Annotated in this window: 20 protein-coding genes and 3 tRNA genes; 2 read left to right on the forward strand and 21 right to left on the reverse strand. The window is 56.8% G+C overall.

What is annotated here, in order from left to right; translation table 11 throughout:
* Positions 1 to 54 precede the first annotated feature (54 nt).
* Positions 55 to 1,974, reverse strand: a complete 1,920-nt coding sequence (locus AC07W5_RS11180) for a DUF1631 domain-containing protein (RefSeq protein ID WP_495023350.1) — start codon at positions 1,972 to 1,974, stop codon at positions 55 to 57.
* Between the two features lie 363 nt (positions 1,975 to 2,337).
* Here AC07W5_RS11180 and nadC point away from each other — a divergent pair, with 363 nt between their 5' ends.
* Complete coding sequence (nadC, locus tag AC07W5_RS11185; protein ID WP_495023351.1) at positions 2,338 to 3,186, forward strand: carboxylating nicotinate-nucleotide diphosphorylase; 849 nt, start codon at positions 2,338 to 2,340, stop codon at positions 3,184 to 3,186.
* A gap of 39 nt (positions 3,187 to 3,225) precedes the next feature.
* Here the strand turns inward: nadC and AC07W5_RS11190 are convergent, their stop codons facing one another.
* The 17 genes from AC07W5_RS11190 to rlmE form a co-directional block, all read right to left on the reverse strand.
* Positions 3,226 to 3,531, reverse strand: coding sequence for a DUF6388 family protein (locus AC07W5_RS11190; protein WP_494995340.1), 306 nt, complete (start codon positions 3,529 to 3,531; stop codon positions 3,226 to 3,228).
* Between the two features lie 135 nt (positions 3,532 to 3,666).
* A tRNA-Thr gene (locus AC07W5_RS11195) sits at positions 3,667 to 3,742 on the reverse strand.
* A gap of 192 nt (positions 3,743 to 3,934) precedes the next feature.
* Positions 3,935 to 6,040, reverse strand: coding sequence for a polyribonucleotide nucleotidyltransferase (gene pnp, locus AC07W5_RS11200; protein ID WP_494995341.1), 2,106 nt, complete (start codon positions 6,038 to 6,040; stop codon positions 3,935 to 3,937).
* 196 nt (positions 6,041 to 6,236) lie between these two features.
* Complete coding sequence (gene rpsO, locus AC07W5_RS11205) at positions 6,237 to 6,506, reverse strand: 30S ribosomal protein S15 (protein WP_009042128.1); 270 nt, start codon at positions 6,504 to 6,506, stop codon at positions 6,237 to 6,239.
* A 117-nt stretch (positions 6,507 to 6,623) separates the two neighbouring features.
* Entirely contained in the window at positions 6,624 to 7,541 is a 918-nt protein-coding gene (gene truB, locus AC07W5_RS11210; RefSeq protein WP_495023352.1) for a tRNA pseudouridine(55) synthase TruB, read from the reverse strand.
* Between the two features lie 3 nt (positions 7,542 to 7,544).
* Positions 7,545 to 7,946: a 30S ribosome-binding factor RbfA gene (rbfA, locus tag AC07W5_RS11215; protein WP_494995343.1), complete on the reverse strand. Its 402-nt coding sequence runs from the start codon at positions 7,944 to 7,946 to the stop codon at positions 7,545 to 7,547.
* Positions 7,947 to 8,105: 159 nt separating this feature from the next.
* Positions 8,106 to 10,622, reverse strand: a complete 2,517-nt coding sequence (infB, locus tag AC07W5_RS11220) for a translation initiation factor IF-2 (RefSeq protein ID WP_495023353.1) — start codon at positions 10,620 to 10,622, stop codon at positions 8,106 to 8,108.
* Between the two features lie 27 nt (positions 10,623 to 10,649).
* Complete coding sequence (nusA, locus tag AC07W5_RS11225; protein ID WP_489068704.1) at positions 10,650 to 12,131, reverse strand: transcription termination factor NusA; 1,482 nt, start codon at positions 12,129 to 12,131, stop codon at positions 10,650 to 10,652.
* 47 nt (positions 12,132 to 12,178) lie between these two features.
* Positions 12,179 to 12,637 (reverse strand): ribosome maturation factor RimP, encoded by a 459-nt coding sequence (gene rimP, locus AC07W5_RS11230; protein ID WP_419118832.1) that lies wholly within the window; start codon positions 12,635 to 12,637, stop codon positions 12,179 to 12,181.
* 140 nt (positions 12,638 to 12,777) lie between these two features.
* Positions 12,778 to 12,854, reverse strand: a tRNA-Met gene (locus tag AC07W5_RS11235).
* Between the two features lie 95 nt (positions 12,855 to 12,949).
* A tRNA-Leu gene (locus tag AC07W5_RS11240) sits at positions 12,950 to 13,035 on the reverse strand.
* 28 nt (positions 13,036 to 13,063) lie between these two features.
* The gene (gene secG, locus AC07W5_RS11245) at positions 13,064 to 13,447 is read right to left on the reverse strand and encodes a preprotein translocase subunit SecG (protein WP_419118821.1); all 384 of its coding nucleotides are present in this window, start codon (positions 13,445 to 13,447) and stop codon (positions 13,064 to 13,066) included.
* Positions 13,448 to 13,451: 4 nt separating this feature from the next.
* Positions 13,452 to 14,207 carry a triose-phosphate isomerase gene (gene tpiA / locus AC07W5_RS11250; protein WP_495023354.1) on the reverse strand — a complete coding sequence of 252 codons (756 nt, stop codon included), beginning with the start codon at positions 14,205 to 14,207 and terminating at the stop codon, positions 13,452 to 13,454.
* Between the two features lie 66 nt (positions 14,208 to 14,273).
* Positions 14,274 to 15,611 carry a phosphoglucosamine mutase gene (glmM, locus tag AC07W5_RS11255; protein WP_495023355.1) on the reverse strand — a complete coding sequence of 446 codons (1,338 nt, stop codon included), beginning with the start codon at positions 15,609 to 15,611 and terminating at the stop codon, positions 14,274 to 14,276.
* 16 nt (positions 15,612 to 15,627) lie between these two features.
* A complete protein-coding gene (gene folP / locus AC07W5_RS11260; RefSeq protein WP_495023356.1) occupies positions 15,628 to 16,479 on the reverse strand; it encodes a dihydropteroate synthase in 852 nt (283 codons plus the stop codon).
* A gap of 8 nt (positions 16,480 to 16,487) precedes the next feature.
* Positions 16,488 to 18,398, reverse strand: coding sequence for an ATP-dependent zinc metalloprotease FtsH (gene ftsH, locus AC07W5_RS11265; RefSeq protein WP_495023422.1), 1,911 nt, complete (start codon positions 18,396 to 18,398; stop codon positions 16,488 to 16,490).
* A 192-nt stretch (positions 18,399 to 18,590) separates the two neighbouring features.
* The gene (gene rlmE, locus AC07W5_RS11270; protein WP_419118816.1) at positions 18,591 to 19,241 is read right to left on the reverse strand and encodes a 23S rRNA (uridine(2552)-2'-O)-methyltransferase RlmE; all 651 of its coding nucleotides are present in this window, start codon (positions 19,239 to 19,241) and stop codon (positions 18,591 to 18,593) included.
* A 116-nt stretch (positions 19,242 to 19,357) separates the two neighbouring features.
* On the opposite strand from rlmE, the gene AC07W5_RS11275 reads away from it, so the two are divergent.
* A complete protein-coding gene (locus AC07W5_RS11275; protein ID WP_494995349.1) occupies positions 19,358 to 19,666 on the forward strand; it encodes a YhbY family RNA-binding protein in 309 nt (102 codons plus the stop codon).
* A 9-nt stretch (positions 19,667 to 19,675) separates the two neighbouring features.
* Here the strand turns inward: AC07W5_RS11275 and AC07W5_RS11280 are convergent, their stop codons facing one another.
* Genes AC07W5_RS11280 through carB form a run of 3 tightly spaced genes read right to left on the reverse strand, consistent with a single transcriptional unit; the run spans position 19,676 to position 23,803 of the window.
* Positions 19,676 to 20,080, reverse strand: a complete 405-nt coding sequence (locus AC07W5_RS11280; protein ID WP_495023357.1) for an MFS transporter — start codon at positions 20,078 to 20,080, stop codon at positions 19,676 to 19,678.
* Between the two features lie 28 nt (positions 20,081 to 20,108).
* Positions 20,109 to 20,585: a transcription elongation factor GreA gene (greA, locus tag AC07W5_RS11285; protein WP_495023358.1), complete on the reverse strand. Its 477-nt coding sequence runs from the start codon at positions 20,583 to 20,585 to the stop codon at positions 20,109 to 20,111.
* Positions 20,582 to 23,803, reverse strand: coding sequence for a carbamoyl-phosphate synthase large subunit (gene carB / locus AC07W5_RS11290; RefSeq protein ID WP_494995352.1), 3,222 nt, complete (start codon positions 23,801 to 23,803; stop codon positions 20,582 to 20,584). Before carB ends, greA begins: the two co-directional genes overlap by 4 nt.
* Positions 23,804 to 23,823: the final 20 nt, after the last annotated feature.

Consider the following 23,823-nt stretch of genomic DNA (forward strand, 5'->3'; position numbering starts at 1 on the left):
CTTGAACAACGACTTTGATGGCCCAGTATGCCGCGATCAGCACTCAGGTTGCGATCACTTGCGATTGAGTCGACGCAAGTTACCAAGCACCGACTCCAGCGCCCGGTCGAACAACAAGGTGTCATCCAGTTTTCGAACAGCCCCGCAGTGGAACTCCAGCGCCAGCGCGGTGCGGGTTCGCTCCAGTACTTTCATGCCGGTACGGTTGACAAAAATGTACTTGCCGGATGGCTGGATGATCGCTACCAGTTTGCATCGAGCCGTGTTTTCATCGTCTTCCTGGAATTCGACCCAACACCCCGGACGCAGCTGATTAACCTCAAGCAGGCCCGCGTCATCCTTGCCCAGGCGCACAGCGGCAACGTCGACAGGCCCCTCGTCGGCGGTCCTCAGAACAATCTTCTGGACTACCTCAACCATCGTCGGCAAATCATCATTGCCCACAATAGCCGGGCTCTTCTCAAGCTTCTGGCCCGACAGCCGCTGATTCAGCTCCTGTTCGACACACTGGTGGGCCAGTTGCATTTTGGCGCGGCCTTCTTCGGCATCACGGGTGCACTGCTCCAGCAATTCGCTGCGACGGCGTTCGTCAGCGGTGAAGGCCAGAAAATCGGCCAATAGCTCGGAGAAGATCGCCGGGTCATCGACAAAATCATTCAACAGCCGCTGCACGAGCTGCTCGATACGCAGGTACAGACTGTCGCGCTGGTAGTCATCGCACTCGCCCCAGCCCACCGCGGCGGCGGCAATTTCATTGAGCAGGCGCCGGGCCGGATGATTGCCGCGACTGAAAAAACTCTTGTCCAGCACCGCGACTTTCAGCATCGGGATCTGCAAGCGGCCGATTAGCGCCTTGAGCGAATCGGGCAAATTGCGATCACCGAGGATGAACTCGAAAAGCATCGCAATCAGATTGATCACATCCTCATCAGCCACGCCGACGACCCTGGACTTGCCGCTTTTGACGCTGACTCGGGTCAGCAATTGCTCAAGCTGATTACGCAGATCGAAATCATCCTGAGCACTGGGCTCTGGTACGTACTGCTGTAGATGCGAGAGCAGGCGCAACAAATCCCGGGTCGAAATAGGCTGAGTCTGCGCACTGACTTCGAAGGTCGGTGCAACGCTGCCTCTGACGTGTAAAAGCAGTTCCTGCAACGCCGCGAAAACCTCCTGCACCCCCTCGTCGATCTGTGCGCCGCTGGATTTGGCCGTGCCAGGGTCGGTTTGCACGGCACCAGCGTTGACGGCCGCCCGCTCGGAAGCCCGGCGGGTGGGAGCGGCCTTGAGTTCGGGCAGTACGCCGGTGACTATCAACAATTGATTGGCTTCAGCATAGAGCTGGTCACCATCGCTGAGCACATACTTCTCGAACAGCTTGAGAATGATCAACTTGACCTTGGTCTCCACACCCAGATTGCACCAGGCCTCCAGGAAATGCTCGCAGAGCATGGCCGGCCCCATCGGGTTGTGCTGATCATCGAGACGCTTGCCGAGCAACGCACTCAAACGCGCGGTCAATTGGCCCAGGGCAAAGCCGTCACGACTGAGCGCCTTGGCGACCATGGCCTCCAACGCTACGGTTCGTTCCAGCTCGTCGTTGGGAGCCTGTAGCAATGGGTCGCAAAGCACCGACCGGGGAAACGACGTTTGCGTTATGTCGTACTGAGCGAGGCCGGCAAAGGCCTCGAAAAATTTCTCGAGAAAGCCACGCTCAATGCTTTTTCGCTTGAGACGCAAATCGCGCATGGCTTCGAAGAACGTGCTCTGGTCAACATTGTTCTGAGCTCGGTCAGCCATTTCGAACAAGGTGTCATAGGCATTATCGAACAACGCTTGCAGGCCATGCTTGAGTTGCTGCGCGGCTTTGTCGCGAACCTGGAGCAGAATGACTGGCAGGCGGGCGAGCGGCGAGTGAGTCGCCTGATCAGTAGCAGCCTTGTGCAAAGGCACTACCTTCCCGTCATTGTGCATCCAAGCCTCCTGAAACGGTCATCCTTCGGTTCTGTGTAAATGATCGGCAGCCTGCAACGCGCGCGGCCCGGTTTGGGGCGGGTACGGATGCACTGCGCGGCAATTCATCGATCGAAAGAACACAGCGACGTCAAAGCCATGACGTCAATTACAAGGCAGATTATCTGGTAAAAGATGCCACTTGTGCCAGCAGACCCTGCACTTCATTTTGAAGCAGCCCCTCAAACTCGTCCCTCGCCCGAACCTGACGGCTTAGCTGAAGCGACCAAATGCAGGGTTCAGAGCGAAGTGAAGGTGTATGTCGCCTTGGGTTAGCTCACGGCATGGCCCTATAATCGGGCCACTTTGTTTGTGGAGCCCGTTATGCCGAATCTACGTCTCGCCGACCTGACCGCCGAAATCGAAGCCAACGTGCGCCGTGCGTTGCTTGAAGACATAGGCAGCGGTGACATCACCGCACAACTGATCCCGACCGGACGCCTGGCCAAAGCCACCATCATCACGCGCGACACGGCCGTCATCAGCGGTACCGCCTGGGTCGACTCGGTATTTCGGCAACTGGACCCGCGGGTCGCGGTGCACTGGCAGGTGCGTGATGGCGAGCGCGTCAGCCCCAATCAGGCGCTGTTCCACCTCGAAGGCCCTGCTCGCTCGCTGCTCAGCGGTGAACGCAGCGCGCTGAACTTCCTGCAATTGCTGTCCGGGGTCGCCACCCGCGCGCAATACTTCGCCGACCAGGTTGCCGACACCCAGGTAAAGCTGCTGGATACCCGCAAGACCCTGCCTGGTCTGCGTCTGGCACAGAAATACGCGGTGACCTGCGGTGGTTGCCACAACCATCGCATCGGCCTGTATGACGCGTTCCTGATCAAGGAAAACCATATCGCCGCTTGCGGGGGCATCGCCCAGGCAATCACTGCTGCGCACAGGATCGCCCCGGGCAAACCGGTAGAGATAGAGGTGGAAAGTCTTGCGGAACTGAAAGAAGCACTCGCTGCCGGTGCCGACATCATCATGCTGGACGAACTCAGCCACGACGACATGCGCGAAGCTGTGCGCCTTAACGCTGGCAAAGCCAAACTCGAGGCAAGCGGCGGGATCAGCGAAAGCACCTTGCGCCCAATCGCCGAAACCGGCGTGGATTACATTTCTATCGGTACAATCACCAAGGATGTGAAGGCCGTGGACCTGTCGATGCGCTTGAGTCTCTGATGTAGCAAAACGCCAGCCTCAATGAGGCTGGCGCTGGCATCAAACCACCAGATTGTTCATCTCGCAGTATTCTTCCCACGCGACGCCCAACACTTCGGCCGCTTCCTTGTGCAATGCAAGGCGTGTCGCTTCGTATTCTTCCGGCGTTGAGGTGTACTTGAGCGTCAGCTCCCAGGGCTGCAAGCCCTGCGCTTCAGCCTCGTCCTCGAACGCCCACTGAATCTGATCTTTCTGATCGTCAGCGCTCAAGTCTTTGATCTCGTCCATCAACTCGGGCGCATCAAGAATGTATTTCTTGAGGGCCTCTTCGTGCCGGGCTTCTTGTGTCAGTTCTTTAATGGTCATTTCGTTCTCTCTGATCTGGGGAATGGAAGATGGATCTGGATCATCAAGGATCTCTCTGACGCAGAAAAAACCGCGTGCAATCCGGTTTATCTGGCCTTCAGAACCATTCGGGATCATCTGAAAACAGGTGGTGCCTGGTGCCCGAGACAGGAATCGAACCTGCGACCTTCGCGTTACGAGTGCGCTGCTCTACCGGCTGAGCTACACGGGCGGTGGGCTAAACCTAGCACTGACTTTCAGGTCAGGCAACTTACTGCGTATCTGAATTTCTACAGACTTGCACGCAACCCTCTGTAGCAGCTTGCGGAGCCTGGGTTCGGCACCGGCTACGTTTCCTGCACACAGCAAAACGCCCCGAACCAGTCGGGGCGTTTGCGTGTTCAGCGATCAAGCGAAGGGAGTATTAAACGCCCGAAGCCTTGGCAGCTGCTACGTCTTTGATGGACAACTTGATACGGCCGCGGTTGTCCACGTCCAGTACCAGTACTTCCACTTCCTGACCTTCTTTCAGGATGTCGGTCACTTTCTCGACGCGAGCATCGCTCAACATGGAGATGTGAACCAGACCGTCCTTGCCCGGCAGGATGTTGACGAATGCGCCGAAGTCGACGATGCGCTCAACCTTACCCACGTAGATCTTGCCGATCTCGGCCTCAGCGGTGATACCCAGAACGCGCTGACGAGCGGCTTCAGCGGCTTCCTTGGTTTCGCCGAAGATCTTGATCGAGCCGTCGTCTTCGATGTCGATCGAAGCCTTGGTTTCTTCACAGATCGCACGAATGGTCGCGCCGCCTTTACCGATGACATCACGGATTTTGTCGGTGTCGATTTTCATCGCGATCATGGTCGGAGCGTTTTCCGACAGCTCGGTACGCGACTGGCCAATGATCTGGTTCATCTGACCGAGGATATTCAGGCGCGCTTCCAGGGCTTGGCCCAGAGCGATTTCCATGATTTCTTCGGTGATGCCCTTGATCTTGATGTCCATCTGCAGCGCGGTAACACCTTTGGAGGTACCGGCTACTTTGAAGTCCATGTCGCCCAGGTGATCTTCGTCACCCAAGATGTCGGTCAGGACGGCAAACTTCTCGCCTTCCTTAACCAGACCCATGGCGATACCGGCAACCGGCGCCTTCATCGGCACGCCAGCGTCCATCAGCGCCAGGGAAGCGCCGCAGACCGAAGCCATGGAGCTGGAACCGTTGGACTCGGTGATTTCCGATACCACACGGATGGTGTACGGGAACACGTCAGCGGCTGGCAGCATGGCCTGAACCGAACGGCGGGCCAGACGGCCGTGACCGATTTCGCGACGACCAGCGCCACCCATGCGACCACACTCGCCCACCGAGAACGGAGGGAAGTTGTAGTGCAGCATGAAGGGGTCTTTTTTCTCGCCTTCCAGGGTGTCCAGCAGCTGTGCGTCACGGGCGGTACCCAGAGTCGCGACTACCAGAGCCTGGGTTTCACCACGGGTGAACAGTGCCGAACCGTGGGTCTTCGGCAGAACACCGACTTCGATGTTCAGCGGACGTACGGTGCGGGTGTCGCGGCCGTCGATACGCGGCTTGCCGTTAACGATGTTTTCGCGAACGGTGCGGTATTCGATTTCACCGAAAGCAGCTTTGACTTCGCTGGACGAAGGCTGGCCTTCTTCACCGGACAGCTTGGCAACAACCTGGTCTTTCAGTTCACCCAGGCGAGCGTAACGGTCGGCCTTGACGGTGATGGTGTAAGCCTGGGAGATCGCTTCGCCGAACTCGGCACGGATAGCGCCCAGCAGTGCGGTGGCTTCTGGCTGAGGAGCCCAGGTCCACGTTGGCTTGGCAGCTTCGGCGGCCAGCTCTTTGACAGCGTTGATCACCACCTGGAATTCGTCGTGGGCGAACAATACCGCACCCAGCATCTGGTCTTCGGTCAGCTCTTTGGCTTCCGATTCAACCATCAATACCGCTTCCGAAGTACCGGCAACGACCATGTCCAGGCTCGATGCTTTCAGTTGTTCGTAAGTCGGGTTCAGCAGGTAGCCGGTGCTTTCGTGGAACGCAACGCGGGCAGCGCCGATCGGACCATCGAAAGGAATGCCGGAGATTGCCAGCGCAGCCGAAGTACCGATCATCGCAGCGATGTCCGGATCGGTTTTCTTGCTGGTGGAAACGACAGTGCAGACAACCTGCACTTCGTTCATGAAGCCTTCCGGGAACAGAGGACGGATCGGACGGTCGATCAGTCGGGAAGTCAGGGTTTCTTTCTCGGAAGGACGGCCTTCGCGCTTGAAGAAACCGCCAGGGATCTTACCGGCAGCGTAAGTCTTTTCCTGGTAGTGAACAGACAGAGGGAAGAAGCCCTTGCCTGGATCGGCTTGCTTGGCACCGACTACAGTCACCAATACGCTGACGTCGTCGTCAACGGTGACCAATACTGCGCCGGAGGCCTGACGGGCGATACGGCCAGTCTCGAGGGTAACGGTCGACTGACCGAACTGGAATTTTTTGATTACCGGGTTCACGGTGTCCTACCTTCTTTGTGGCTCTTGGGGGAACTGGTTTCTTGCGAAATTCTTGGGCAACGCCGGGAATCGGCCCGACTTGTATTGTCCAGATAAAACTACTGTCCAGATAAAACTTGAGGCTGGGAGCCTGCCATGCGCCTGCGGGAAACCCGCTGACGCACGACAGACAACCAACCTCTAGCGCAATCGCTTATTAGCGACGCAGACCCAGGCGACCGATCAGAGCGCTGTAACGGCTCAGGTCTTTGCCTTTCAGGTAGTCCAGCAGCTTACGACGCTGGTTTACCATGCGGATCAGACCACGACGGGAGTGGTGGTCTTTACCGTTGGCCTTGAAGTGACCTTGCAGTTTGTTGATGTTGGCGGTCAGCAGTGCAACCTGCACTTCTGGCGAACCGGTATCACCAACAGCTTGCTGGTAGTCGGTAACGATTTGAGCTTTTTCTTCAACGCTGAGAGCCATGAGGCAATCCTTTTATCAGGAAACTGTTTCAAAGAAACAGCTTCAACAGGCCAGGGACAAATCCCTGTATCTATAAATGAGTAGTGACCGTGCCTGTTAACAGCCACCCTCGTCCGGTCATTCTGACCGAATCAGTCGACGAGGCGCGATACGCCCGTCTTCGCTCACTTCACCGATACCGATGAAGCGACCGTTATGATCCTGTACCCGTACCATGCCGAACTTCGGTGCATCCGGGGCTCGTACCGGCTGGCCGTTAAGCCAGTAGAACGAGCTATGCTCCGAGAACTGCAACAGTGGCCAATCCAGCAGGCCGCTGTCCGATGGCATCAGGAAGCGGTCAACCGCCTCATTGCCGCCTTCGGCATGTACTGCTTCCAGCTCTTCCAGCGTAACCGTCTGGGCCAGGCTGAAAGGACCGGCCTGGGTACGTCGCAATTGAGCAACGTAAGCGCCACAACCGAGTTGCTCACCAATATCCTCCACAAGGGTCCGGATATAAGTGCCTTTGCTGCAATCCACTGCAAGCCGGGCAGTATCGCCCTCGAACGCAAGCAATTCCAAGCGCGCAATAGTAACAGAACGCGCTTCGCGCTCCACCACTTCACCTGCACGGGCCAACTTGTAAAGCGGCTGGCCATCACGCTTGAGAGCTGAGTACATCGGTGGTATCTGACTGATTTGACCGCGAAAATTCGGTAAAACCGCTTCAATATCGGCGCGACCGACGGTCACTTCCCGTGTCTGCAAAACCTCACCTTCGGCGTCCGCCGTGGTGGTGGTCTTGCCCAATTGCATCAAGGTTTCATAAGCCTTGTCCGAATCGAGCAAATATTGCGAGAACTTGGTGGCTTCACCGAAGCACAACGGCAGCACGCCAGTGGCGAGCGGGTCCAGGCTGCCGGTATGCCCGGCCTTCTCGGCATTGAGCAACCAACGGACTTTCTGCAGCGCTGCATTGGAGGTGAACCCCAACGGTTTGTCGAGCAGGATGATGCCGCTGACGTTACGACGGATACGTTTGACCTGAGCCACCGATTACTCCTTGGCGTCTTCGGGTTCAGCCGCAACCAGGTGCTGATTGTCTTCAGCCACCGCGCGTTCGATCAATGCCGACAGATGAGCGCCACGCACGACGCTTTCGTCGTAGTGGAAGTGCAGCTGTGGAACGCTGCGCAGCTTCATCTCACGAGCCAGTTGCATACGCAGGAAACCGGCGGCCGAGTTCAGCACCTTGATGCTTTGAGCGATGTCGTCGGCGCTGTCCTGCCCCATCACGGTGATGAAGATCTTGGCGTGACCGACGTCACGGCTGACTTCAACAGCGGTAATGGTGACCAGGCCGACGCGCGGGTCTTTGACTTCACGACGGATCAGCTGTGCCAGCTCACGCTGCATCTGATCGCCGATACGTTGGGTACGGCTGTATTCTTTTGCCATGTATTGTTACCTGTTACTGCCTCACGGTGAAACCCGTGTGGTCTGAAAGCGGCAAACGCCCGGCCTGACAGAAGCCAGACCGGGCGTTGCGTTTAGAGTCCGGGTGATGCGCCGTGCATTTGCATGCGGCTGCCCATCACGGCTCTTGAAGTGCGCGAGTTAGAGGCTGCGAGCAACCTGAACCTTCTCGAAGACTTCGATCTTGTCACCGACCTTGACGTCGTTGTAGCTCTTCACGCCGATACCGCATTCCATGCCGGCACGTACTTCGGAAGCGTCATCCTTGAAGCGGCGCAGGGATTCCAGCTCGCCTTCGAAGATAACGATGTCTTCACGCAGTACACGGATTGGACGGTTACGGTGCACAACACCTTCGATAACCATACAACCGGCGATCGCGCCAAACTTCGGCGAACGGAACACGTCGCGGACTTCAGCGATACCCAGGATGTTCTCCCGAACGTCGCTGCCAAGCATACCGGTCAGGGCTTTCTTGACGTCTTCGATGATGTCGTAGATCACGTTGTAGTAACGCATATCCAGACCTTCCTGTTCGACGATCTTGCGAGCGCCAGCATCGGCACGCACGTTGAAACCGAACAGTACAGCGTTGGAGGCCAGTGCAAGGTTGGCGTCGCTCTCGGTGATACCACCGACACCGCCACCGACTACGCGCACTTGCACTTCATCGTTACCCAGGCCGCCGAGGGCGCCCTGCAGAGCTTCCAGAGAACCGCGGACGTCGGATTTGAGGACGATGTTAAGCGTCTTCTTCTCTTCCTGACCCATGTTCTCGAAGATATTTTCCAGCTTGCCAGCGTGAGCACGAGCCAGTTTGACTTCGCGGAACTTGCCTTGACGGAACAGGGCAACTTCGCGTGCCTTCTTCTCGTCAGTCATTACGCTCATCTCGTCGCCAGCTTCCGGCGTGCCGTCCAGACCGAGAATCTCGACTGGAATCGAAGGACCCGCTTCTTTGATCGGCTTGCCGTTTTCGTCAAGCATCGCCCGGATACGGCCGAAGTTCGAACCAACCAGAACCATGTCGCCTTGACGCAGCGTGCCGTCTGAAACCAGAACGGTTGCAACCGGGCCACGACCTTTGTCGAGGCGCGATTCAACCACAACGCCACGACCAGGAGCGGACGGGGTTGCTTTCAGCTCGAGAACTTCAGCTTGCAGCAGGACTGCTTCCAGCAGGTCGTCAACGCCAGTACCCATTTTCGCGGAGACTGAAACGAACGGAGTATCACCACCCCATTCTTCGGACGTAACACCGTGGACAGACAGTTCGCTACGAATGCGATCGAGATCGGCACCCGGCTTGTCGATTTTGTTCACAGCAACAACCAGCGGAACACCGGCGGCTTTGGCGTGCTGAACAGCTTCGATGGTCTGCGGCATTACACCGTCGTCCGCCGCAACTACCAGGATCACGATGTCGGTCGCCTTGGCACCACGAGCACGCATTGCGGTAAACGCGGCGTGACCAGGGGTGTCGAGGAAAGTGACCATGCCGCGATCGGTTTCAACGTGGTAAGCACCGATGTGCTGGGTGATACCACCGGCTTCGCCAGCAGCTACCTTGGCACGACGGATGTAGTCGAGCAGCGAGGTTTTACCATGGTCAACGTGGCCCATTACGGTCACGACTGGCGCACGGGAGAACGTCTCACCTTCGAACTTCAGCGATTCTGCCAGGGAGTCTTCCAGGGCGGTGTCGCTGACCAGGGTCACTTTGTGGCCCAGTTCTTCAGCAACCAGCTGAGCAGTTTCCTGATCGAGTACCTGATTGATGGTCGCCGGAGTGCCCATCTTGAACATGAACTTGATGACTTCGGCAGCCTTGACCGACATCTGCGCGGCCAAATCGCCCACAGTGATGGTCTCGCCGATTTGGACGTCACGAATCACAGGGCCGGTTGGGCTCTGGAAGCCGTGGGCATTGCGCTTCTTCAGCTTGGCCTTGCCGCGACCACCACGACGGAAGCCATCGCTTTCTTCGTCGGTAGTACGAGGGGCAACGCGTGGAGCCGGAGCCTTCTCTTTAACGGTTGCACGATGCGGAGCATTGCTCTTGCGCTCGCCATCGCCGCGACGACTGCTGTCATCACTGCGTGGTTTGTCCGGGCGACGTTGCTCATCTCGCTTGCGAGCGTCGACAGCCGGTGCAGCAGCCACTACAGGGGCCTCTTGCACTGGGGCGACGAAAGCAGCAGGCGCCACTACAACAGCGTCATTTGCAGACACTTGCACAGGAGCAGGCTGGCGACGCGCTTCTTCTTCGGCGCGACGCTTGGCTTCTTCTTCAGCCTTTTGGCGAGCAGCATTTTCTACTGCGCGACGTTCTTCCAGTTCGCGTTTGCGCTCGGCTTCGATTTCTTCCGGGCTGCGCTGTACGAAGACTTTCTTCTTGCGCACTTCAACGCTGATGCTTTTACTGCCAGCAACACGCAGGGTGCTGGTGGTTTTGCGCTGCAAAGTGATCTTGCGCGGTTCTTCCACTTTCGCCTTGTGGCTGCTTTTCAAGTGAGTCAGCAGAGCCTGCTTCTCACTGTCGGTCACATCTTGCTCGGCGGCGGTGTGCGGCAGACCTGCCTCACGCATCTGCTGCAACAGGCGCTCTACCGGTGTTTTGACCTCATCGGCCAGTTGTTTCACCGTGACTTGCGTCATGCACTTCTCTCCTCAGGCCGCGCCTAATTACTCGAACCAATGGGCTCGGGCGGCCATGATCAACTTGCCGGCACGATCATCGTCAATGCCGTCGATGTCGAGCAGGTCGTCAATAGACTGCTCGGCCAGGTCTTCGCGGGTAATTACGCCGCGCACCGCCAGTTCCATCGCCAAATCCTTGTCCATACCCTCAAGCGAGAGCAGGTCTTCGGCCGGATGGGCGTCTGCCAGCTTTTCCTCAGTAGCGATGGCTTTAGTCAACAAACGGTCTTTGGCGCGAGCGCGAAGCTCGTTGACTGTATCTTCGTCAAAGCCGTCGATGTTGAGCATTTCTTCCAACGGTACGTAGGCAATCTCTTCCAGGCTGGTGAAGCCTTCATCGACCAGCACCTGTGCCAGATCTTCGTCGACTTCCAGCTCGTCGATGAAGTTGCGCAGGATGTCGCCGGTTTCTGCTTGCTGCTTAGCCTGGATGTCCGATTCGGTCATCACGTTCAGGGTCCAGCCAGTCAACTGGCTAGCCAGACGCACGTTCTGACCACCGCGACCGATGGCCTGAGCAAGATTGTCTGCGCCAACGGCGATGTCCATGGCATGGGCATCTTCGTCAACGATAATTGCCGCAACTTCAGCCGGTGACATGGCGTTGATCACGAACTGCGCCGGGTTGTCGTCCCACAGGACAATATCCACACGCTCGCCGCCCAACTCGCCAGACACTGCCTGGACGCGCGAACCGCGCATGCCAATGCAGGCGCCTTGCGGGTCGATGCGTTTGTCTTTGGAACGGACCGCAATTTTGGCACGAGAACCCGGATCGCGGGATGCTGCCATCACTTCGATCAGGCCTTCGGCAATTTCCGGCACTTCAATACGGAACAATTCGATCAGCATTTCCGGCGCGGTACGCGACAGGATCAACTGCGGACCGCGGTTCTCGGTGCGGATTTCCTTGAGCAGCGCACGCAGACGCACGCCAACACGGAAAGTCTCACGAGAGATGATGTCTTCACGGGCCAACAACGCCTCGGCGTTGTTACCCAGATCGACGATCACATTGTCGCGCGTCACTTTTTTCACGGTGCCGGAGATGATTTCTCCCAAGCGCTCGCGATAGGCATCAACGACTTGAGCACGCTCTGCTTCGCGGACTTTCTGCACGATGACCTGTTTGGCGGTCTGTGCAGCGATGCGGCCAAACTCGATCGAGTCGATTTTTACTTCAACGATGTCGCCAGCTTTAGCGCCCGGCTGGGTTTCCTGAGCCTGCTCGACCCACATCTCGACAGCCGGATCGTCCAGATCTGCTTCTTCGACTACCGCCCAGCGACGGAAAGTTTCATAGGCACCGGTGTGGCGGTTAATTTCCACACGCAGGTCAACTTCGTCTTCGAAACGCTTTTTGGTAGCGGTGGCCAGAGCCAGCTCCAGCGCTTCAAAAATAACGTTTGCCGGTACGCCCTTTTCATTGGATACCGACTCAACAACCAGCAGTACTTCTTTGCTCATCGTACGCCTCGCCTTTCGCAAGCCATTGGATCCGCGGGATCCGCGTCTCAGTCAAAACTGGGAATAATGTTGGCCTTGTCGATCATATCGATCGGCAACAGGAACTCATGGTCTTCAACCTGCACCACGATATCCTGCTCTTCTACGCCGCGCAGAAGGCCTTGAAAGTTGCGTCGACCTTCGAAAGGCGAGCGCAGCTTGATCTTCACTTGTTCACCGGCAAATTTTGCAAACTGCTCAATAGTGAACAGTGGGCGTTCCATGCCAGGCGAGGAAACTTCAAGGGTGTATTCAACGGCGATCGGATCTTCAACATCCAGGACACCGCTGATCTGACGGCTGACGATGGCACAATCGTCCACCAGCACGCCGCCTTCTTTATCAATATAAACGCGCAACATTGAGTGGCGACCTTGAGCCGAAAACTCAATACCCCAGCATTCATAGCCCAGGGCCACGACCACCGGGGCCAGCAAGGCCTGCAACTCTTCTAGCTTGCTCGACACCTGAACCCCCTCGTGCATGTATGTGCATGCTATGCAAAATAAAAAAATGGGCGAAACGCCCATCCTTGAAACGCCGTCGAACAGCGGCGTAGAAAGTGTCCAGCTAACAAAAAGCCCCTAAAAAGGGGCTCCGCTAAAACTGGTTGCGGGGGCCGGATTTGAACCGACGACCTTCGGGTTATGAGCCCGACGAGCTACCAGACTGCTCCACCCCGCGACAAAGCTGGGGCGGAAGTATACGACCGATCCCTTGCAGGGTCAATCGAACCTCCACCTACAAGAAAGCCCGCAACAGCGGGCTCTCCTGATAATTGGTACCGAGAAGGGGACTCGAACCCCTACACCCTATGGGCACAACCACCTCAAGGTTGCGTGTCTACCAATTCCACCACCTCGGCAATACAACGTTACTGCATGAAACCCTTCTTACTTTTGCTCTTGAGCTGGAGGTACGTCAGTCGCATTGGTTGCCGACTTTTGCTCTTGAAGCACCGGGACATCATCAGAAGCCGGTTTTTGCTTTGGAACTTCCAACACCGCTGGATTTGGCAAACCTACTTGAGTCAGCTCATGAGCTTTCTCTTTAGCAAAGTAACCTAACCCTAAGCTGGTCATGAAGAAACCTGCGGCAAGTATAGCAGTAAACTTACTAAGAAAGGTAGAGGAACCTTGGCTTCCGAACACAGTATTTGAAGCACCTGCTCCGAAAGACGCGCCAGCGTCCGCACCTTTACCCTGTTGCAGCAATACCAGAGCAACAACGCCCAGAGCACCCAACAGATGAAAAACGACTACGACTGTTTCCAGCATTTTCTCAGTTTCCCGCGGCGCGACAAATCGCACCGAACTCATCTGCATTCAGGGAAGCTCCACCAATGAGCCCCCCATCGATATCCGGCATGCCGAACAGTTCGACCGCATTGGCCGCCTTCACGCTGCCGCCGTATAGAAGCCGCACACCTCGTGCGACTTCAGAATCCTCTGCCGCCAACTGGGCGCGAATGGCTGCGTGCACATCCTGCGCCTGTTGCGGTGATGCAGTCAGCCCGGTACCAATAGCCCAGACCGGCTCGTAAGCGATTACTGCCTTTGCAAATGCACCTACGCCCAAGTCCTCGATGATGCTGCCAAGCTGACGCCCGACAACCTCAAGGGTCTTCCCGGCTTCGCGCTGCTCGAGGGTTTCCCCTACACACAACACCGGAATCAAGCCACATGCTTGCGCCGCGGCGAACTTGCGATTGAGAGTCCCGTCACACTCACCCAGGATCAGGCGACGCTCGGAATGACCCACAAGCACCAGAGAACAACCTGCGTCCTCCAGCTGACTTGGCGCAATCTCGCCAGTCAAAGCACCTTGCATGGATTCCACCGCAGAATTCTGCGCGCCGACCGAAATCGACTGACCTTTCAAGCCATCAATCACTTGATTGATATACAAGCAAGGCGGGAATACCGCGACATCAACACCGCTTGGCAAGGCCAGATGACGAAGGCCATTAATCAGCTCAGCGACGCTGGCGCGGGTACCGTGCATTTTCCAGTTACCAGCTACCATAGGGCGACGCATGCTGTACCTCGTCGGTCAAAGTGGGCGCAGATGTTACCCAACCGCATCAACACTGGCAAGCCAAAATCAGGCGCAAACTTCAGTAACCAGTTTTGCCAGCTCATCGGCGTAACCACGAACCTGCGCTTCATCATCGCCTTCGACCATTACGCGGACCAAAGGCTCGGTGCCGGACTTGCGCAAAAGCACCCGCCCACGACCCGCCATAGCCGTTGTAACACGGGCGCAAGCCTCTTTGACGGTAGTATGCTCGACCGGATTTACGCCGCCCGAAAAGCGCACATTGACCAACACCTGAGGACACTTGCGCAACGCCTGGCGGGACTGAGCAAGACTCTCTTTACGGCCTTTCAATGCCATCAATACCTGCAGCGCTGCAATGATCGCATCACCGGTAGTCGTGTGCTGGAAGCAGACGATATGGCCAGAGTTCTCGCCACCGACCTGCCAGTTACGCTCCAGCAGGTCCGCTATCACATAGCGGTCACCGACATTGGCTCGCACGAATGGAATACCCAGGTCTGCGAGAGCCAGCTCCAGCCCCAGATTACTCATCAGAGTACCTACGACGCCGCCCTGCAACTTCTTACGCTCATGCAGATCACGAGCGATGATAAACAGCAACTCATCACCATCGACTACCGCGCCCGTATGATCGACCATCAACACCCGATCGCCATCACCGTCGAAGGCAATACCAAGGTCGGCATGCTCGGCAAGCACCGCCGCCTGCAGTTGCCCCATATGGGTCGAACCGCAGTTTTCATTGATGTTCAGACCGTTAGGCTGAGCTGAAAGCACCGTTACCTGCGCACCCAACTCACGAAAGACACTAGGCGCCACTTTATAGGTAGCGCCGTGTGCGCAATCGATAACGATATTCAAACCGGCAAAACTGGTACCGGTCGGCACGCTGCTTTTGCAAAATTCGATATAACGACCTGACGCGTCGTTGATCCGTGAAACCTTACCGATTTTGCTCGACTCGACCACCGTCATCGGCATATCGAGCAACTCTTCGATCATCAGTTCGATTTCGTCCGGCAGCTTGGTGCCCTGCCCGGAGAAGAATTTGATGCCATTATCGTCATGAGGGTTGTGTGAAGCACTGATGACAATACCGGCCTCAGCCTGGAAGGTGCGAGTCAGGTAGGCGATAGCCGGTGTCGGCATCGGCCCCAACAGCATCACATCGGCGCCTGCAGCAGACAACCCGGCTTCCAGGGCAGACTCGAACATGTAGCCAGAGATCCGCGTATCCTTGCCCACCAGCACCCGACAGGCGCCCATGCTTCGAAATGCCATACCCGCAGCCCAGCCGAGCTTGAGCATGAAATCCGGGGTAATAGGAAACTCGCCGACCCGACCACGAATGCCGTCAGTACCAAAATATTTTTTAGTCATAAATGCTCCATCACTCTTAATCGGCTGATTCTACCGCTTCGATCATCCGCACCACATCGACCGTCTCGGCTACGTCATGCACGCGCAAAATCCGCGCCCCTTTGACCACGGCCAATGCGGCGAGAGCCAGACCGCCATGCAGTCGCTCTCCAACCGGACGATTCAACGCCAGCCCTATCATGCTCTTTCGCGAAACCCCAACCAACAGGGGACGCCCCAAGGCATGCAGAGCCTCCATATGCTTGAAAAGACTCAAATTGTGCTGCAGGCTTTTCGCAAAACCGAAGCCCGGATCGAGGATGATCCGCCCGGGCGGGATGCCAACCATCGCACATTGAGCCATACGCTCAGCCAGAAACTCGCCGACCTCGCTTGTCACGTTTCGATATTGCGGATTGTCCTGCATATCTCCCGGCTCGCCGAGCATATGCATAAGACACACTGGCAGCCCTGTGGCCGCCGCCGCATCTAGCGCTCCATCACGTCGCAGTGAACGCACATCGTTGATCAGACCCGCACCCAGTCGCGCAGTTTCACGCATGACCGCGGGCGTCGAGGTATCGACCGAAATAGTCACATCCAGTTCACGATGAATTCGCTCGACAATGGGCGCAACGCGCTCAAGCTCTTCGATCGGCGAAACCACCCGCGCGCCCGGCCGGGTCGACTCACCACCGACGTCAATCAGCGTCGCACCAGCCGCAACCATCGCCTCGGCATGGCGCAAGGCCGCATCGAGCTGATTGAAGCGGCCGCCATCAGAGAAAGAATCAGGAGTGACGTTAAGAATGCCCATCACATGAGTGCGGGCCAAATCAAGAACCCGGTTGCCGCAAGGCAACCGGGTCGAGGACTGTACAGAAGTCATTTAAAACCTTACACGTCAGCAGCCGGACCGCCGATTGGGGTTTGCGGACGTTCGTCCTGCACTACCGGAGGAGTTCCGGAAGTACCGGCACCATCCGACCAGTCGCGAGGCTCGCGCGGAGTCCGCCCAGCCATGATGTCGTCGATCTGCTCAGCATCGATCGTCTCGTACTTCATCAAGGCATCCGCCATGGCGTCGAGCTTGTCACGGTTGTCGGTAAGGATCTGCTTGGCAGTACCGTAGCACTGGTCAATGATGCTTCGCACTTCAGAGTCGATGAGCTTCGCGGTTTCACCCGAGAAACTGGCATGCTGGCCACCACCACCGCGACCCAGGAACACCTCACCCTCCTCTTCGGCGTACATCAACGGACCGAGCTTTTCCGACAACCCCCACTTGGTAACCATGTTTCGTGCGATCTGGCTGGCACGCATGATGTCGTTGGAGGCGCCAGTGGTGACACCGTCAAAGCCCAAGGTCATTTCTTCAGCGATACGACCACCGTAAAGCGAGCAAATCTGACTGATCAACGCACGCTTGGACAAACTGTAACGATCTTCTTCCGGCAAGAACATGGTGACACCCAGCGCACGACCGCGAGGGATGATCGAAACCTTGTAGACCGGATCATGCTCAGGCACAACACGACCAACGATAGCGTGACCCGCTTCGTGGTAGGCAGTGTTCTGCTTCTCTTTCTCGGACATGACCATGGACTTGCGCTCTGCGCCCATCATGATCTTGTCTTTGGCCAGCTCAAACTCTTTCATCTCGACAACGCGCTTGCCAGTACGGGCAGCAAACAACGAAGCCTCGTTCACCAGGTTGGCCAGGTCCGCACCAGAAAAGCCAGGGGTACCGCGAGCGATTACTGCCGGAGCGACATCATCACCCATCGGCACTTTGCGCATGTGGACCTTCAGAATCTGTTCGCGACCACGAATGTCCGGCAAGCCCACAACGACCTGGCGGTCGAAACGACCTGGACGCAGCAACGCAGGGTCAAGCACGTCAGGACGGTTGGTCGCGGCAATGACGATGATGCCGTCATTCATCTCGAAACCATCCATCTCTACCAGCAACTGGTTAAGGGTCTGTTCACGCTCATCGTGACCACCCCCCATGCCAGCGCCACGGTGACGACCGACGGCGTCGATTTCGTCGATGAAGATGATGCATGGAGCGTGTTTCTTCGCCTGTTCGAACATATCGCGAACACGGCTGGCACCGACACCGACGAACATTTCGACGAAATCGGAACCGGAAATGGTGAAGAAGGGCACTTTGGCTTCGCCAGCAATAGCTTTAGCCAGCAAGGTTTTACCGGTACCCGGAGGACCAACCATCAGCACGCCGCGAGGAATACGACCACCAAGGCGCTGGAACTTGCCCGGATCACGCAAGAACTCAACGAGTTCACCAACCTCTTCCTTGGCTTCATCGCAACCAGCAACGTCGCCAAGAGTGGTTTTCACCTGATCTTCAGATAGCAAGCGCGCCTTGCTCTTGCCGAAGCTCATCGGCCCGCCCTTCCCGCCACCACCACCCTGCATCTGCCGCATGAAGAACATAAATACGGCGATGATCACCAGGATCGGGAAGCTTGCAACCAGAAGCTGGGTCCAGATGCTTTGCTGTTCAGGCTGCTTGCCTTCGACGACTACGTGGTTATCCACCAGATCGCCGATCAGGCCATTGTCCTGAATCGCAGGACGAATGGTCTTGAAGCTATCGCCGTCATTGCGCTTGCCGGTAATCACATAGCCATCTACCGCTACGCGCTCGACCTTGCCATCCTTCACTTGCTGGATGAAGTCGGAATAGTTGAGGGTCTGTGGCTCGTTAGGGCTGGAGAAGTTGTTCATCACCGTCACCAGGACAGCCGCGATGATCAACCACAGGATCAGATTCTTTGCCATATCGTTCAATTAACTACCCTCTGAAGCAAGCTCCGCTATTGGCGCGCGCTTCGCATGATATTCACCATCCTAACTTACTACAGAACCTACAGATGTGGCAGGCGCCGTCTGTAACCCTTTGTGAAACCTTGACTACACGATTTTCGTTTATGCTTCACTCGTAAAGCGACACAAAAAAAACTATCACCTGCATTAAAGACGCTCATCACTCGCAGCACCTTCAATTCCGCGAAACCCGCGACCCAGCAAATACTGCTCACGGGACCTGTCACGGGAAGACAGCGGCTTGCGCATCTGCACCTTGTCGAACAACTTGCGAATGTCCTTGTGGTACTCGTCGAAGCCTTCACCCTGGAAGACCTTGATCAAAAAATCACCACCAGGACGCAAAACCCGACCCGCAAGGTCCAGCGCCAATTCGCAGAGGAACATAGCACGTGGCATATCCACAGCAGCCAATCCACTCATATTGGGGGCCATATCGGAAATCACAAGGTCTACTTGTGTATTACCTACGGCTTCGAGGATTTGTGCCAACACCGCATCCTCGGTGAAATCCCCTTGAATGAAGGTCACATCAGGGATGCTGTCCATTTCCAGGATGTCGGATGCAATCAGTCGGCCTTGGCCACCGATCAGACGACTGGTCACTTGCGACCACCCTCCTGGCGCTGCGCCGAGGTCGATTACACTCATCCCGGGACGGATAAGACGGTCCTTCTCCTGGATTTCCAGCAGTTTGTAGCTGGCACGCGAACGATACCCGTCTTTTTGCGCCATTTTGACGTACGGGTCGTTGAAGTGTTCTTTCAGCCAGTTATGGCTTGTCTTGGAACGGGCCACGGGCCACCTCAAAATTAAACTCAAAAATAAACGGGTCGTGATTAACTGGGCGGTCCCGGACTCGCTCGGGTAAACTGGCCGCCGCTTTTTACAAGATCAGACACAGGGGTCAGATTATGCCGCTCACTCAAGAGCAGAAGAAACAGTACAAATCCATTGGCCACCATCTGAAACCAGTTTTGACTGTGGCTGACAACGGTTTGACTGAAGGTGTGTTAGCCGAACTTGAACGCGCATTGAGCGATCACGAGCTGATCAAAATCAAGCTCAACATCCTCGAACGCGAATCCCGCCTGGGAGCCATTGCCGAGCTGTGCAAGGCCGGCAAGGCGGATCTGGTGCAAGTCATCGGCAAAATGGCATTGATTTACCGCAAGAACTTCAGCGTCAACAAGCAGCTGTCGAACGTCCATCGCTTCAAGTGATATCAAGGGTCAAGGGTGTGCTTCGCGCACCCTGCCACTCCACCCCGGCACCGACTGCAATACCAGTACCAATCCGGAAAAACCCAGAACAAGATAGCTGAACAAATGCCAGTGATGTGCCTCTGGCAACCACACACGCACCACGAAATACATCGCACACGCATACGACGCCATTAACAGTAACTGCCCGCGAATATCCCGCCACAGACTGGCCCGACCCTCGGCCTGAATCAGCACCAGAATCTGCAGAGCCACGCAAACGGCTGAAAACCCCACCAGCAGCGCACTCAACATATTACCAATCTCTTCGATCAGTAACGGCGCCAGGCCAATTTGACCCAGCACCGGCAGCAGACCTATGTGCAGCAGCCAGACGCCGCCAACCCAGAGCATCTGGGTCAGCTGCCAGAGCATGGCGCCCGCATGCAGCGGGCGCCTTCTTTTAGAGGTGACGGACTTCAACAATCTCATACTCGATAACGCCACTTGGCGTTTTAACCGCCACCACATCACCCTCTTCCTTGGCAATCAAGGCGCGAGCGAGAGGCGAACCGACCGAAATCTTGCCCAACTTGAAGTCAGCCTCATCCTCACCAACGATGTGATAAGTCACGCTCTCGTCGGTTTCGACATTGGCGATTTCGACGGTAGTGCCGAAAATCACTTTGCCAGTGTGGGGAATGGTCGTGACGTCGATGATGACCGCATTCTGCATGCGACCTTCGATATCACGAATCCGCGCCTCGACCATGCCCTGCTGTTCGCGGGCTGCATGGTATTCGGCGTTTTCCTTCAAGTCGCCCAGCTCGCGGGCCGTACCGATGTCCTGGCTAAGCTTCGGACGGACGACCTTGGTCAGGTGAGCGTGCTCTTCTTCCAGGGCTTTAGCGCCCTGGACGGTCATTGGGTATTTGATCATGCCTTCAATCCTGCGTGTAGATCCTGCAAGCGGCGCACGGTCTTCTCGGGACCGAACTTGAGCGCTTCACAGATGGCTTCGCCAGCAGCAATGGTGGTAGTGCAGTAGATCTTGTGCTGCAAGGCGTTGCGACGAATGGAATAGGAATCAGCGATCGACTGACGACCCTCCGTGGTGTTGATGATCAGCGTGACTTCGTCATTCTTGATCATGTCGACCACATGTGGGCGACCTTCGGTCACTTTGTTCACACGACGCACTTTCAGGCCTGCCGCTTCAATCAGCTTGGCAGTACCGGCGGTTGCGACCACTTCAAAGCCCAAGCTGATCAGATCACGGGCTACACCGGCAACCAACGGCTTGTCATCGTCGCGCACACTGATGAACGCGGTACCGCCGGTCGGGAGCACTTCGCTGGCACCCATCTGGGCTTTGGCGAACGCTTCACCGAAGGTGTCACCGACACCCATCACTTCACCGGTGGACTTCATCTCCGGGCCCAGGATCGGGTCAACGCCAGGGAATTTGGCGAATGGGAACACCGCCTCTTTCACACTGTAGAAGTTCGGAATGATTTCTTTGGTGAAGCCGATTTCCTTCAGGGTTTTACCGGCCATGACGCGAGCCGCGATCATCGCCAGGGAAACACCGATGCACTTGGACACGAACGGAACGGTACGCGATGCGCGCGGGTTGACTTCGATGACGTAGATGTCTTCGCCTTGCAACGCCAACTGAACGTTCATCAGGCCGACCACACCCAGTTCCAGAGCCATTTTCTTGACCTGTTCGCGCATCTCGTCCTGGATGTGCGCCGGCAACGAGTATGGCGGCAGCGAGCACGCGGAGTCACCGGAGTGCACGCCAGCCTGCTCGATGTGCTGCATGATCGCGCCGATCACCACGTCGGTGCCGTCGCAGACCGCGTCCACGTCCATTTCGATGGCGCAGTTGAGGAAGTGGTCCAGCAGTACCGGGCTGTCGTTGGACACTTGCACTGCTTCACGTAGGTAGCGCTTGAGCTCTTCTTCTTCGTAGACGATTTCCATCGCCCGACCGCCCAGTACGTAGGACGGACGCACCACCAGCGGGTAACCAATCTTGCCGGCAGCACGAATCGCTTCGTCTTCGCTGCGAACAGTAGCGTTTGGCGGCTGACGCAGGTTCAGACGCTCAACCATTTGCTGGAAACGCTCACGGTCTTCAGCGCGGTCGATGGCGTCAGGGCTAGTACCGATGATCGGCACGCCAGCCTCTTCCAAAGCGCGAGCCAGTTTCAGCGGAGTCTGGCCGCCGTACTGAACGATCACACCTTTCGGCTTCTCGACACGGACGATTTCCAGGACGTCTTCCAGGGTTACTGGCTCGAAGTACAGGCGATCCGAAGTGTCGTAGTCGGTCGATACGGTTTCCGGGTTGCAGTTGACCATGATGGTCTCGTACCCGTCTTCGCGTAGTGCGAGTGCCGCGTGAACGCAGCAGTAGTCGAACTCGATGCCCTGGCCGATACGGTTTGGACCGCCACCCAGGATCATGATCTTGTCGCGCGTCGAAGGGTTGGCCTCGCACTCTTCCTCGTAGGTCGAATACATGTAAGCGGTGTCGGTCGCGAACTCTGCAGCGCAAGTGTCGACACGCTTGTAGACCGGATAAACCTCAAGCTTGTGACGGTGGCGACGCAGGGCCTTTTCTGTCACACCCAGCAGCTTGGCCAGACGCGCATCGGAGAAGCCTTTGCGCTTGAGGCGGTACATCACGTCACGGTCGATGGTGGCCAGACCGAGAGTCTTGACCCGCTCTTCTTCCTTCACCAGATCTTCGATCTGTACGAGGAACCATGGATCGATCATGTTCATGCCAAAGATATCTTCGACAGTCATGCCGGCACGGAAAGCATCCGCGACGTACCAGATACGCTCGGCGCCCGGCACGGTCAGCTCGCGCTTGAGTACACCCATGCTTTCCGGATTGCTCAGGTCAAGCTTCGGGTCCAGACCGGATACGCCTACTTCCAGGCCGCGCAGGGCTTTTTGCAGGGATTCCTGGAAGGTCCGGCCGATAGCCATGACTTCGCCGACCGACTTCATTTGCGTGGTCAGACGAGCGTCAGCCTTAGGGAATTTCTCGAAGGCAAAACGTGGGAGCTTGGTAACGACGTAGTCGATAGACGGCTCGAAAGAGGCCGGGGTCTTGCCGCCGGTGATTTCGTTCTGCAGTTCGTCGAGGGTGTAACCGATCGCCAGCTTGGCTGCGACCCGGGCAATCGGGAAGCCGGTGGCCTTGGAGGCCAATGCCGAGGAACGGGATACCCGTGGATTCATCTCGATCACAACCATGCGACCAGTGTCCGGGCAAATACCGAACTGCACGTTCGAACCGCCGGTTTCCACGCCGATCTCACGCAGTACCGCCAGGGAGGCGTTACGCAGGATCTGGTATTCCTTGTCGGTCAGGGTCTGAGCTGGCGCAACAGTGATCGAGTCACCGGTGTGCACGCCCATCGGGTCAAAGTTTTCGATCGAGCAGACGATGATGCAGTTGTCCTTTTTATCGCGGACAACCTCCATTTCGTACTCTTTCCAGCCGATCAGCGATTCGTCGATCAGCAGCTCTTTGGTCGGCGACAGGTCCAGACCGCGGGCGCAGATTTCTTCGAACTCTTCACGGTTGTAAGCGATACCGCCGCCGGTGCCGCCCATGGTGAAGGACGGACGGATAATGCATGGGAAGCCGAGTTTATCGAGAACCGCGTTGGCCTCTTCCATGCTGTGGGCGATGCCGGAACGCGGACAGGCCAGGCCGATAGATTTCATCGCCTTGTCGAAACGCGAACGGTCTTCAGCCTTGTCGATGGTGTCAGCGTTGGCGCCGATCATCTCTACACCGAATTTTTCCAGAACGCCTTCACGCTCCAGGTCCAGGGCGCAGTTCAGAGCGGTCTGGCCGCCCATGGTCGGCAGCAGCGCGTCCGGACGCTCTTTCTCGATGATCTTGGCAACGGTCTGCCACTTGATCGGCTCGATGTAGGTAGCGTCGGCCATGTCCGGATCGGTCATGATGGTCGCTGGGTTGGAGTTCACCAGGATGACGCGGTAACCCTCTTCGCGCAGGGCTTTGCAGGCCTGGGCGCCGGAGTAGTCGAATTCACAGGCCTGGCCGATAACGATCGGGCCAGCGCCGAGAATCAGGATGCTTTTAATGTCTGTACGTTTTGGCATGGGTAGTCACTCAAATCCGC

Source organism: Pseudomonas sp. GW821-FHT01E05, assembly GCF_059422425.1.

Bases quoted from the DNA above. Each gene is read 5' to 3' on its own strand.
- carB (WP_494995352.1), bottom strand. From the start codon at position 23,803: ATGCCAAAACGTACAGACATTAAAAGCATCCTGATTCTCGGCGCTGGC.
- infB (WP_495023353.1), bottom strand. From the start codon at position 10,622: ATGACGCAAGTCACGGTGAAACAACTGGCCGATGAGGTCAAAACACCG.
- ftsH (WP_495023422.1), bottom strand. From the start codon at position 18,398: ATGGCAAAGAATCTGATCCTGTGGTTGATCATCGCGGCTGTCCTGGTG.
- glmM (WP_495023355.1), bottom strand. From the start codon at position 15,611: ATGACTAAAAAATATTTTGGTACTGACGGCATTCGTGGTCGGGTCGGC.
- secG (WP_419118821.1), bottom strand. From the start codon at position 13,447: ATGCTGGAAACAGTCGTAGTCGTTTTTCATCTGTTGGGTGCTCTGGGC.
- AC07W5_RS11190 (WP_494995340.1), bottom strand. From the start codon at position 3,531: ATGACCATTAAAGAACTGACACAAGAAGCCCGGCACGAAGAGGCCCTC.
- tpiA (WP_495023354.1), bottom strand. From the start codon at position 14,207: ATGCGTCGCCCTATGGTAGCTGGTAACTGGAAAATGCACGGTACCCGC.
- AC07W5_RS11180 (WP_495023350.1), bottom strand. From the start codon at position 1,974: ATGCACAATGACGGGAAGGTAGTGCCTTTGCACAAGGCTGCTACTGAT.
- AC07W5_RS11275 (WP_494995349.1), top strand. From the start codon at position 19,358: ATGCCGCTCACTCAAGAGCAGAAGAAACAGTACAAATCCATTGGCCAC.
- rpsO (WP_009042128.1), bottom strand. From the start codon at position 6,506: ATGGCTCTCAGCGTTGAAGAAAAAGCTCAAATCGTTACCGACTACCAG.
- greA (WP_495023358.1), bottom strand. From the start codon at position 20,585: ATGATCAAATACCCAATGACCGTCCAGGGCGCTAAAGCCCTGGAAGAA.
- AC07W5_RS11280 (WP_495023357.1), bottom strand. From the start codon at position 20,080: ATGCTCTGGCAGCTGACCCAGATGCTCTGGGTTGGCGGCGTCTGGCTG.
- folP (WP_495023356.1), bottom strand. From the start codon at position 16,479: ATGACTTCTGTACAGTCCTCGACCCGGTTGCCTTGCGGCAACCGGGTT.
- nadC (WP_495023351.1), top strand. From the start codon at position 2,338: ATGCCGAATCTACGTCTCGCCGACCTGACCGCCGAAATCGAAGCCAAC.
- nusA (WP_489068704.1), bottom strand. From the start codon at position 12,131: ATGAGCAAAGAAGTACTGCTGGTTGTTGAGTCGGTATCCAATGAAAAG.
- rbfA (WP_494995343.1), bottom strand. From the start codon at position 7,946: ATGGCAAAAGAATACAGCCGTACCCAACGTATCGGCGATCAGATGCAG.